This window comes from Streptacidiphilus sp. MAP12-16, assembly GCF_041262165.1.
Classification (GTDB): domain Bacteria; phylum Actinomycetota; class Actinomycetes; order Streptomycetales; family Streptomycetaceae; genus Streptacidiphilus.
The window spans coordinates 1-10,752 of the sequence record NZ_JBGCBY010000064.1; the positions used below are offsets into that span (position 1 = coordinate 1).

A 10,752-nucleotide genomic window follows, 5' to 3' on the forward strand; every position below is an offset into this window, starting at 1 on the left:
TGCTACTCGCTCACGCCGCTGCCGTTACGTTGATCGGGGTCGCCGGTTCAAGATGGCAGGTGGGGGAGTTCTTCCAGTCCGGAACGGGCTTGACCTGGATGAACCCCAGGTCCGCGCCAGCCGCCTGGGGTTGCCTGGTGAGCGGCTTCCCGGTTCCTGGTTGCCTCGCGGTCACGTCAGCGCGGCCCGGCCACGACCGTCATCGACTGCGTGACTGCCCGGTGAGCGAGAGCGGCCCCAAACGAAGGCCGGCCCCCCGACGCCTTGCGCTGCCCAGCCCGGGTACGGCGGGAACGGCACCGAACGTGACGGGTTCGCCCCTGAACCTGCGTCGGGACTGGCCCTAGGTTCTTGGTGATCCACCAGCCTCACCCAGCGGGCCCCGGCTATGCAGGGAACCGCCGCACCACCGACCGCTGCAGCCCTAACCAGGGGGCAGCGGAAGGACCGTTTCGGCCGCGACCGCGCCATGAGGGCTCGGCCGCATTCCCACCCGCAGCGGCCCGACATCAGAAACCACGAGAGATCGGATCTTTCTATGCAGTTCATCAACCGTAAGAGGGCGGCTGCCGCCACCCTCGGCGCGCTGGCCGGCCTGATCGGCCTGACGGGATCGGCCGGCGCCGCCACTGTGACCGCCTCCGCCGCCGGCAGCGGTGTGCACGCGGCGTCGGCCGTGACGTCGGCCCTTGCCGACGGCTATGTGATCGCCCTCAAGTGGGACACCGAGTGAGGGATGGGCACCCGCAGACGCGGCACCGGTTCGCACCTTCGAACCACCCATTACGGCGCTTGAGATGAGAACGGTTCTCTGATGACGACAGACCCCCGATCGGACGTGGCACACCTGCTGCGCCGCGCCTGCTTCGGGGGTCTGCCCGAAGAGATCGACGCCGCTGCCGGCGACGGCTATGAGGCCACCGTGCAGCGCCTGGTGGAGCGGGCCCGGGACGGCTCTGGAGAGCGGGCCCACTGCCTGGTGAAGCTTGAGGCGGAACTGCCGATGGACAGCGCGAGGACACCCGAGGACCGCGCCCTGGTCGAGCGGCAACGCGGCGAGCAGGCCCGGCAGCTGGCGGCCCGGTGGATCGACGAGATGGCCTGGACACAGGCCCCGCTGCTGGAGAAGCGGACCTTCTTCTGGCACGGCCATTTCGCCACCTCTGTCCAGAAGGTGACAAGCGCCCATCTGATGCTGCGACAGTACGAGACGCTCCGCGCCCTGGGTGGTGGCGACTTTCGTTCACTGGTCACGGAACTGGTCCGCGATCCGGCGATGCTGCTCTGGCTGGACGCGGACGACAACCGCCGCAGCTCGCCCAACGAGAATCTGGCGCGCGAGCTGATGGAACTCTTCACCCTGGGCGTGGGCCACTACACCGACACCGACGTGCGCGAAGCCGCCCGAGCACTCACCGCAGTGCGCTATGACGCCCGGACTGGGCTCACGACGCTGGATGCCGCGCGACACGACCGCGGCCCCATGACCGTCCTCGGCGTCAGCTCCGGCTTCGACGACGCGGCGCTGGTGGCGCTTCTGGTGGACCGGCCCCAGTCCCCCCGATTCCTCGTCTCCCGCCTGTGGCGGCGCTACGTGGCGCCTGACGAGCCGTCCGAGACCGCCACCCAGAGGCTGCTCCACGCCTACGGGCCCCGACGTGACCTCACCGCACTGCTCACCGCCCTATTCCTGGAACCAGATTTCCGCAGCCCTGCAGCTCGGCGCTCCCTGGTCAAACAGCCCGTGGAATACGTGGTCGGCACGCTGCGCTCGCTGGGCATCCGGGCCGACCACGGGCCCGGACAGGACCGCGCTTTGCTCCTGTCCACCCTGACCGCGCTCGGCCAGGCGCCGTTCTCGCCACCGAACGTCGGCGGCTGGCCTGCCGGCCGCGCCTGGCTGACCGCCTCCTCCGCCAAGGTCAGGCTCGACTTCGCGCACTGGGCGGTGCGCAGGGGCGACATCGCCGCCGTCCGCACCGCCTCCGCGCGCAGTCGTGCGACGGCGGCCGCACGGCTGCTGGGTCTGGACGGCTGGAGCCGGCGAACACGTGCGGCTCTGGACCAGGTGCGCCGCGACCCCGAGGCACTGCTGGTACTCGCCCTGACGTCCCCCGAATACCTCGCGAACTGACTTCCACCGAAAGGACGGTCACCGCCATGATGCATCCCGCCCTGCGCAGCAGGTTCCTGCGGGCTTCCAAGGTTACCGGTACGAGCGCCTCGGCCGCGCCACCGAGTGCCCGCTCCGTGCGACGGCTGCTGGGCCAGGTCAGTGAACGTCCATGGGCGAGCCCGGAGAAGGTCCTGGTGGTAGTGACGCTCTACGGCGGTAACGACGGTCTGAGCACGGTGGTGCCCTACGACGACGGGGCCTACCAGGACGCACGCCCGGGCCTGGCCTATCAGGTCGGCGAGATCCTCGACCTCGGTCCGGGCCCGGGCGCGGGCCTGGGCCTGAATCCGGCGATGACGGGACTGCACGCCCTGTGGCGCACTGGCCGGCTGGCGATCGTCCAGGGCGTCGGCTACCCGAACCCGAGCCGAAGCCACTTCACCTCGATGGATATCTGGCAGACCGCCGCCGCTGCAGAACCTCTCTACACCGGCTGGCTGGGCCGCTGGCTCGATCTGCAGGAACCAGCCGATCAGGATCCCTTGCGGGCTGTTTCGATCGGCAGCGTCCTGCCTCCGATGCTGGCCGGTGAACGGGCCAGCGGCGCCGCCGTCCCATTGGGAGCCATGCCGCTCCCGGGCCGCCTCAGAGCGAAGGACGTGGCCCGGTTGGGTCGCCCGGATGCCGGCGATCCGGTGGTCGAGTCGGCCGTAGCCGCCTCGCTCTGCGATTTCCTGACGGTCCGTGACACCTTTGATCCCGTTGTCCGCCACTGGCAGCAGAGCACGCACGGCCGCCGCCCCGACGGGGGCAGCCTGGCGACGCAGCTCGACTTCGTCGCCGCCTGCGTCCAGGCAGGCGTCTCCACCCGCGTTTACGCGGTGAGTCTGGCGGGCTTCGACGGGCACGCCGACGCCAAGCCCACGCAGTCGAGCCTGCTCGCCGAAGTGGACACGGCGGTGTCACGTTTCCTTGGCCGACTCGACGGCGCGGCGACCACTCCCACCGTGCTGATCTACTCCGAGTTCGGACGCAGGGTCGCGGCCAACGACAGTCACGGCACCGACCACGGCACCGCCGGCCCGGTCCTCGTGGCCGGCCCCGCCGTGCGGGGCGGCTGCTACGGCGAGCGGCCCAACCTCAGGGATCTTCACGACGGCGATCTCAAGTTCACCACCGACTTCCGATCTGTCTACAGCGCTCTGCTCGACAGCGTCCTTGACACCGAGCCGGCCCGCGTCCTCGGCTCGCAGTTCCCCCGGCTCGCTCTCCTGTGCCCGCGGACGACGGTGCCCGCGCACGGTGGGGGATCCGATCAGGGAGATCAGCATCGACGGGCGCGCGAGGCGGCCCTGCCCGGGGATGGGTGACGGCGCCGCTGCCTGCGTGCGGGGACGTTTCGGCGGGCAGGCGGTTCAGCAGTGCCGAGTTGTCCTCGCAGGCCGGCGTCCGCCAGTCGATCGGCAGCGGTGCAACGGCCAGACGCGAGCCGCGTACGGCCAACTCCCGGCCGAGCGTGACCAGTGCCTGCACGTCACCACGGGCCTGTTCAGCCGCCGGCCAGTGGTGTAGGCCGCTCGCGCCTCCGGGAACTGGTCACTGCCGTCCAGGCAGCGATTCGGCAGCTTCAGGCCAGGCGCCGGGACGCGCTGGCCAACAATGCTCTGAGCAGTTCGATCTCCTCGTTGCCTATGGCCCCCACCAGATCGTCGTGTTCGCGTTCCACGATGGCGTTCCACTGATGCAGTTCCTGGACCCCGCGCTCCGACGCGAAGGCCAGCACGCGACGGCGGTCCGCATCGTCAACCCGGCGGTGGACGAGGTTCGCGGACACCATGCGGTCGACGACCTTCGTGAGGGACGGTGCCGGCAGCATCGCGAACTCGGCGATCTCCGTCATGGCATGGCCGTTGCCGTCGCCCAGGAGCGACAGCACACGCCATTCCTCGATTGTGGAGCCGTTCGCCTTGAGCGCCCCGCCAAGCCTCAGCACGACACTCCGCTCGACGAGCGTGAGCAGCCGGGCGAGGTCGTGGTCGCGGTGAGCGGTTGCTGCGGTCGTTGTCATCGCCCTACCAACGGATCGTCCTAGTGTTGCGTCGTCCTCGAAGATACCGCTTGTTACTGCTCGGTGCGAAATATTCCTGTAGCAAGTAATCGCTACGATGGGCTGCTGTGATCGAGAAGGCACGTCTGTGGCCCGGCTCGTCGGTAGGACCGAGGAGCCGCGAGACACTGGACGTCGCCCTGGTGGTGCCGCTCCAGGGGCCTGCCGGGATCTTCGGCCCGTCCTGTGAATGCTGCGCCCAACTGGCGGCCGAAGAGGTCAACGCCGAGTCCGGAGTGCTCGGCAGGGAACTGCGGCTGCTGCTCGTCGACGGTGGTGCGCCGCCCGGGCAGGTGGCCGACGAGGTCGGCGCACTGATCTCCGCCGGCGTCGTCGACGCCGTGGCCGGGTGGCACATCTCCGCCGTTCGCGAAGTCGTCGCTCCGCGCATCGACGGCCGGGTGCCGTACGTCTACACAGCGCTCTACGAGGGCGGCGAGCGGTCCCCCGGAGTGTTCCTCACCGGGGAGACGCCGAACCGCCAACTTCGGCCGGCCCTGCACTGGTTCGCGAGAGAACTGGGAATCCGGCGGTGGACGATCGTCGGTGACGACTACGTCTGGCCGCGCTCCTCGGCCCGTGCGGCCCACCGCTACCTGGCCGAACTGGGTGGCGTCGTCTGCGACGAGATCTATGTCCCACTCGGCACCGAAGACTTCGAGGAGACCCTGGGCCGGGTGGTGGCCAGCGCATGCGAGGCCGTCCTCATGCTGCTGATCGGCAATGACGCGGTCGCCTTCAACCGCGCGTTCGGCCGGGCCGGGCTGGATCGGGACCACATCCGGTTCAGCTCGCTGATCGAGGAGAACGTGCTGCTCGCGACGGGTCCGGACAACACACGCGGGCTGATGACCTCGGCCGGGTACTTCGAGGACCTGCCGACCGCGTCGGGCCTCGACTTCGCCGCCGCCTACTTCCGCAGGTTCGGCCCGCAGGCCCCGGTGCTCAACAGTCTCGGCGAGTCCTGCTACGAGGGCGTGCGCCTGCTCACCGAACTGCTGCGCCGCGCGGGCGTCGTGGACGTGGCGCGGATCGAGGCGACGACCGAGGGGCTGGAGTACGAAAGTCCGCGTGGAACGGTCCAGGTGCAGGACCGTCACCTGAAGCAGCGCGTGTTCCTCGCCGTCGCCGACGGCCTGCAGTGGGACGTGCTCCAGCAGCTCCCGTAGCAGCACTCCGCGGTTTTACGCGCATGTAACACACAGAGGCTTGACCACTTGCTTCCCCAATGAATACTTTCCAATGGAAGTATTTGGAGGTAGCTCATGGCGACATACCGGTACCGCTGCACCGGCTGCGGGAGCTTCGAGGTGATCCGTCCGATCGGCGAGGCCCTTCTCGAGGAGCCGTGCGAGGCCTGCGGAGACCCGTCCCGACGGGTCTTCACCGCGCCGATGATCGCCCGCACGCCCGTCGCGTTGGCCCGCGCCCGGCAGACCCAGGAGGCGAGCGCTCACGAACCGGGCGTCGTGAGTGCGGTTCCCGCGGCCCGCCGGGGACCCGCACCGCCCACGGACCCGCGACATGCCCTGCTACCGAAGCCCTGATCTGCCGAACCACTCTGGAGGTAGCCATGCCGGAAGTCGTCTTCAGCGTCGACCAGGCCCTGTCCATGCGCGATCAGAAGATCCCCGGCCACAACCGCTGGCACCCGGGCATCCCCCCGGTCGTCACCGTGCGGCCGGGCTCGGAGTTCCGGGTCGAGTGCCGGGACTGGACCGACAACCAGATCGGCAACAACGACTCGGCCAACGACGTCCGCGACGTCGACCTCACCCACGCGCACATGCTCAGCGGCCCGATCGGGGTCGAAGGGGCGGAGCCGGGCGACCTGCTCGTCGTGGACATTCTGGATCTGGGGCCGATCCCCCAGGCGGTGGGCGAGGTGTCCGGCGCGGGCTGGGGATACACGGGCATTTTCTCCCGCGACAACGGCGGTGGATTCCTCACCGACCACTTCCCCGACTCCTACAAGGCGGTCTGGGACTTCCACGGCCAGCAGGCAACCTCGCGGCACATCCCCGGGGTCCGGTACACCGGGATCACCCACCCCGGACTGATGGGCACCGCTCCGTCCGCCGCGATGCTGGCCCGGTGGAACGCCCGGGAGCAGGCGCTCATCGACACCGATCCGAACCGCGTGCCCGCGCTGGCGCTACCGCCGCAGGCCCACAACGCCCTGGTCGGCCAACTCACCGGCGACGCCGGCACCAGGGCCGCCCGGGAGGGCGCACGCACTGTCCCGGCCCGCGAGAACGGCGGGAACCACGACATCAAGAACCTGACCCGGGGCGCCCGGATCTTCTACCCCGTCCACGTCAGAGGTGGCCTGCTCTCCGTAGGCGACCTGCACTTCAGCCAGGGCGACGGGGAGATCACCTTCTGCGGCGCGATCGAGATGGGCGGCTTCATCGACCTCCACGTCGATCTGATCAAGCGCGGCATGGAGAAGTACGGGGTGACCACGAACCCGATCTTCATGCCCGGCAATGTCGAGCCCCGCTACAGCGAGTTCATCTCGTTCGTCGGCATCTCCGTCGACCACTCCACCGACACCAACCACTACCTCGACGCCACCCTCGCGTACCGCAACGCCTGCCTGAACGCCGTCGAGTACCTGAAGACGTTCGGCTACAGCGGCGAGCAGGCATACCTGTTGCTCGGTTCGGCACCGATCGAGGGCCGACTCAGCGGCGTGGTGGACATCCCCAATGCGTGCTGCACGCTCTACCTGCCCACCGCGATCTTCGACTTCGATATCCGCCCGACGGCCGACGGCCCGCGGCAGGCCGATCGCGGCCGATGCGCGGCAACATCCTGACTTCCCGTCCCTTCCGCTCCACCGTTCACCCTCCGAAAGCAAGGACTACGCTGTGAGAGACCATCAGCTCTTCGCCCTGGGCGACTTCACCACCCAGGGCGGCGCCACCCTTCGCGGCGCCTTCCTGGCCTACACGACGTACGGCGAGCTCAACGCCGACAAGACCAACGCCATCGTCTACCCCACCTGGTACTCCGGGCGGCACTGGGACAACGAATGGCTCATCGGACCGGGGATGGCACTCGACCCGGACCAGTACTTCATCATCGTGCCGAACATGCTCGGCAACGGCCTGTCCACCTCGCCGAGCAACACGCCCGCTCCGTACGACCGCGCACGCTTCCCCCACATCACGGTCCATGACCAGATCGCCGCCCAGTACCGCCTGGTGACCGAGGAGTTCGGCATCGAGCGGCTGGCCCTGGTGACCGGCTGGTCCATGGGCGCGGGGCAGACCTACCAGTGGGCGGTGAGCCACCCGGAGATGGTCGAACGGATCGCCCCGTTCTGCGGCTCGTCGCGCACCAGCCTGCACAACAGGGTCTTTCTGGAAGGCGTCAAGTTCGCGCTGACGGCCGACTCCGCCTTCGCCGGCGGCTGGTACGGCGACAACTGGCCGACCACCGGGTTGCGTGCCCTGGCCCGGGTCTACGCCGGATGGGGCTTCTCCCAGGCGTTCTACTGGGAGAAGGAGTACGAGAAGCTGGGCTACACCTCCCTCGAGGACTTCCTCATCGGCTTCTGGGAGGGCTTCTTCCTCGACGGCCGCGACCCCAACAACCTGCTGACCATGCTGTGGACCTGGCAGAACGGGGACGTCGGCCTCACCCCCGGCTTCAACGGCGACACCGCGTCCGCGCTGGCCTCCATCAAGGCGACGGCGCTCGTGATGCCTGCGGAGAAGGACCTCTACTTCCCGCCGGAGGACGAGGCATGGGCCGTCGGCCACATCCCCGACGCCGAACTTCGGGTGATACCGGGGATCTGGGGCCACTTCGCCGGCCACGGCAGCAACCCCAAGGACACCGAGTTCATCGACACGGCCCTGCGTGAGCTCCTCGCCAAGCCGGGTGGCCTGGCCTACTGAGGCACGCGCGCACCGTGCCGGCCCGCCTGTGGGGCCGTCGGCCGAAGCCGGTCGCCGGCCCCACACCTTCCCTGCCCCTGCAAACCGCCCATATCGGAGTCCCCGCCATGCGCATTCGCCTACCTCATGAGGTCAGCGCCTCGATCGTCGCCTTCGCCACCGTCTTCCTCCTCATGAAGCCGCTCTCCATGCCGACCTGGGCCATCTTCATCACCTGGGCCGGGACCTTCCTCCTCGGTGGCCCGAACAAGGCCAACGCGGTGAAACTGATCACCGCCACCACCGCCGGGGCGGGCTTCGGCGTCGTCGCCGTCCTGCTCAACCGGGAGACCGGCACAATATTCGGACACGGTGAATTCGGCAGGACCGTCGCTCTGGCCCTGGTCGTCTTCGTGGTCAACGGCACGCTGCTGGTGACCGGCCGCATCCCGGCGTTCTCGCTCATACCCGGAATGTTCTTCGGCTTCGCATCACTCTTCGGCACGTACTTCGGAGGATTCGGCTTCGCCTCCGGAAATCTGGCCGCCGCTTTCATCAGCTCCGCCGCGATGAGCGCTCTCGGCCCGCTCTGCGCGTTCCTCGGTCTGTGGCTCACGTTCGCTCCGTCCGAACCGGAACCCACCCCCCGGCCGGAAGCCGTGCTGCCGGCACCCACCGAAGCACCTGCCGAAGCGTGACGCCTTGGTGCGCCGGACGGCCACGGGCGCGATGGTCGCAGCACACCGTAGCCCGGGTTGATGAACGGCGGGGCCCTCACCGGCGTGGACAGACGCACAGCTGAAGATCAGTTGCGGGACAACTTTAATGCAGCTCCGCGTAGATCCTGTGGGCCTGGATCGCCGCGATCGTTGTGTTCGCGACGAGCCATGCGTTGTGGCGCATCGTCAACTCTTGACCACGATGGTCGCCAGCTCGGACAGTGCGGCGTTCGTTTTGGCCAGGTCGAAGGCTGCCGGGTCGAAGGCTGCCGGGTCGAATTCGGTGGCGGTGTTGAAGCCGAGCCACTCCCAGGCGTTCTTCGTGCTCGCATGCTCGGGGTCGGTGAGCACCTCGACGAACTCCCGGTCGCCCCGGATGCCGCCGCAGTCCTCGGGCGGGCAGGCCCGGCGACCGGTGAGGCAGCGGGGGTAGGGCTGCCCGGCTCGGCTGGGGCAACGGATTGGACGAGAGGGTCGTGCTCCCAGTTGTCGCCGTAGGTGTAGGTGTAGGTGTAGGTGTAGCGGAGTTTGGCCGACCTGCGTAGGTACCTGGGAGTGGTCGGCCCGGAAATCCTTCGGAGGTTGATCAGTCTGACTGGGCGGCGGAGGATTCGTCGTGGTGATCGGTAGTGTGCCGGTCGAGTTCGGCCAGCAGATCGTCCAGGTCGGGGGTGGTGAACCTCCACTGGAACGGCTGTGCCGTGGCGCTGTAGCGGTCTCCGAAGGCTCGGAGCCGGTCCCTGACCTGGCCCGCCGCCTGCTACGACGCGGCGAATTCACCTCCCGACAGGACCTCATCGACCAGACCAAGGAGTTCACCGTCGCCTACGACACGACGCCCGTCCCTTCCGCTGGACCTACGACGGAACCAACTCAAAGCCGCATGACGCTCGCAGGACGCCCGCGGAGTTGGACGAGGTGGGTCGTGCCGCGGCTGTTGCGCAGCTCAGGATCCGTCCGACCACGCGGGCCTCGCGGACGGCAAGCGCCTGCAGGACGCGCCAGATGGGTGTGGAGAGGAGGTCAGCCTCGGTCACGATCTTGCCGAGAGCGGCTGCCCAGGCTACCCGAAGCACTGCGTGGGGGTGCGGCGGCCACCTTCCGTAGCCGTCAAACGTTTCTGTTGAGGACGCCTGACGGGCTGTGGGTGGAGGGTCGCGTGCGCGGCTCGCCGGCTCGGGCTTGCGGACCAGCCTGCGGCCGTGCGTGGCAGGGGAGTTGGTTCGGGAGGTGGGGGAGTGGCTTGGGTTCAGGGGCGGTGGCGGTGTTGGCTGATGGTGCGGCCGGTGCGTTCGCGTAGGAGGTTGCGCAGGGTGTTGCAGTCTTCGTAGCCGACGCGCCGGGCGATGGCTTCGACGGACTGGTCGGTGGTGCGCAGGAGGTAGGTGGCCTGTTCGACGCGGAGGCTCTGCACGAAGCGCACGGGTGAGGTGCCCAGGACGGTTTGGAAGGTGCGTTGGAGGGTGCGTTCGCTGACGCCGAGGGTGCCAGCGGCGTCTTTGACGCTGAAGGGCTCGTGGAGGTGGTGGCGGGCCCAGCGTTCGAAGGCCGCGATCGTCGGGTCGCTCTCGGCGAGTGTGCCGGTCATGGTGTAGGCGGCTTGGGAGGGACGTTCGTCGATGACGAGGTGGTTGGCGACCAGGTCGCTCAGGGCGGGGCTGACGCGGCGCACGATGGACAGGGCCAGGTCGATGTGGCCGAAGGCGGCTCCGGCGGTGGTGACGCCGTCGCTGCTGGTGACCATGCGGTTCTGGTCGAGTGTTACGTGGGGGTAGCGGTTGCGGAATGCCGGGACGAGCCACCAGGTGGTGGTGGCGTGCAGGCCGTTGAGGATTCCGCACTCGGCGAGCAGGAACGTTCCCGCGCAGGCGGACGCGATGGGTGTGCGCCTGGCGCGGGTCTGGATGAGCAGTTCGCGGGCCG

General features: G+C 68.7%; 11 protein-coding genes. 8 read left to right on the plus strand and 3 right to left on the minus strand.

The window, feature by feature from the left end:
* The first annotated feature begins 538 nt into the window (after positions 1–538).
* The 3 genes from ABIA33_RS37720 to ABIA33_RS37730 all read left to right on the plus strand — a co-directional run bounded on the left by ABIA33_RS37720 (position 539) and on the right by ABIA33_RS37730 (position 3,486).
* A complete protein-coding gene (locus ABIA33_RS37720; protein ID WP_370088694.1) occupies positions 539–733 on the plus strand; it encodes a hypothetical protein in 195 nt (64 codons plus the stop codon).
* An 81-nt stretch (positions 734–814) separates the two neighbouring features.
* Positions 815–2,134: a DUF1800 family protein gene (locus tag ABIA33_RS37725; RefSeq protein ID WP_370088696.1), complete on the plus strand. Its 1,320-nt coding sequence runs from the start codon at positions 815–817 to the stop codon at positions 2,132–2,134.
* A gap of 26 nt (positions 2,135–2,160) precedes the next feature.
* On the plus strand, positions 2,161–3,486 hold the full coding sequence (locus ABIA33_RS37730) for a DUF1501 domain-containing protein (RefSeq protein WP_370088698.1): 1,326 nt from the start codon (positions 2,161–2,163) through the stop codon (positions 3,484–3,486).
* Positions 3,487–3,743: 257 nt separating this feature from the next.
* Here the strand turns inward: ABIA33_RS37730 and ABIA33_RS37735 are convergent, their stop codons facing one another.
* Positions 3,744–4,184, minus strand: coding sequence for a MarR family winged helix-turn-helix transcriptional regulator (locus tag ABIA33_RS37735; protein WP_370088700.1), 441 nt, complete (start codon positions 4,182–4,184; stop codon positions 3,744–3,746).
* 107 nt (positions 4,185–4,291) lie between these two features.
* On the opposite strand from ABIA33_RS37735, the gene ABIA33_RS37740 reads away from it, so the two are divergent.
* The 5 genes from ABIA33_RS37740 (at position 4,292) to ABIA33_RS37760 (ending at position 8,808) form a co-directional block, all read left to right on the plus strand.
* The gene (locus ABIA33_RS37740) at positions 4,292–5,392 is read left to right on the plus strand and encodes a substrate-binding domain-containing protein (protein ID WP_370088702.1); all 1,101 of its coding nucleotides are present in this window, start codon (positions 4,292–4,294) and stop codon (positions 5,390–5,392) included.
* Positions 5,393–5,488: 96 nt separating this feature from the next.
* Positions 5,489–5,770, plus strand: a complete 282-nt coding sequence (locus tag ABIA33_RS37745) for an FmdB family zinc ribbon protein (protein ID WP_370088704.1) — start codon at positions 5,489–5,491, stop codon at positions 5,768–5,770.
* Between the two features lie 26 nt (positions 5,771–5,796).
* The gene (fmdA, locus tag ABIA33_RS37750) at positions 5,797–7,044 is read left to right on the plus strand and encodes a formamidase (protein ID WP_370088706.1); all 1,248 of its coding nucleotides are present in this window, start codon (positions 5,797–5,799) and stop codon (positions 7,042–7,044) included.
* A gap of 52 nt (positions 7,045–7,096) precedes the next feature.
* Entirely contained in the window at positions 7,097–8,131 is a 1,035-nt protein-coding gene (locus tag ABIA33_RS37755; RefSeq protein ID WP_370088708.1) for an alpha/beta fold hydrolase, read from the plus strand.
* 107 nt (positions 8,132–8,238) lie between these two features.
* A complete protein-coding gene (locus ABIA33_RS37760; RefSeq protein ID WP_370088711.1) occupies positions 8,239–8,808 on the plus strand; it encodes a DUF1097 domain-containing protein in 570 nt (189 codons plus the stop codon).
* 207 nt (positions 8,809–9,015) lie between these two features.
* Here the strand turns inward: ABIA33_RS37760 and ABIA33_RS37765 are convergent, their stop codons facing one another.
* Positions 9,016–9,627, minus strand: a complete 612-nt coding sequence (locus ABIA33_RS37765) for a hypothetical protein (RefSeq protein WP_370088713.1) — start codon at positions 9,625–9,627, stop codon at positions 9,016–9,018.
* Positions 9,628–10,078: 451 nt separating this feature from the next.
* Positions 10,079–10,752, minus strand: a 674-nt coding sequence (locus ABIA33_RS37770) for a GlxA family transcriptional regulator (protein WP_370088715.1), incomplete at its 5' end; no start/stop codon positions are given.

Coding starts and splice junctions, on each gene's coding strand:
- ABIA33_RS37720 (WP_370088694.1), top strand. CDS start 539: ATGCAGTTCATCAACCGTAAGAGGGCGGCTGCCGCCACCCTCGGCGCG.
- ABIA33_RS37725 (WP_370088696.1), top strand. CDS start 815: ATGACGACAGACCCCCGATCGGACGTGGCACACCTGCTGCGCCGCGCC.
- ABIA33_RS37730 (WP_370088698.1), top strand. CDS start 2,161: ATGATGCATCCCGCCCTGCGCAGCAGGTTCCTGCGGGCTTCCAAGGTT.
- ABIA33_RS37735 (WP_370088700.1), bottom strand. CDS start 4,184: ATGACAACGACCGCAGCAACCGCTCACCGCGACCACGACCTCGCCCGG.
- ABIA33_RS37745 (WP_370088704.1), top strand. CDS start 5,489: ATGGCGACATACCGGTACCGCTGCACCGGCTGCGGGAGCTTCGAGGTG.
- fmdA (WP_370088706.1), top strand. CDS start 5,797: ATGCCGGAAGTCGTCTTCAGCGTCGACCAGGCCCTGTCCATGCGCGAT.
- ABIA33_RS37760 (WP_370088711.1), top strand. CDS start 8,239: ATGCGCATTCGCCTACCTCATGAGGTCAGCGCCTCGATCGTCGCCTTC.
- ABIA33_RS37765 (WP_370088713.1), bottom strand. CDS start 9,627: ATGAGGTCCTGTCGGGAGGTGAATTCGCCGCGTCGTAGCAGGCGGCGG.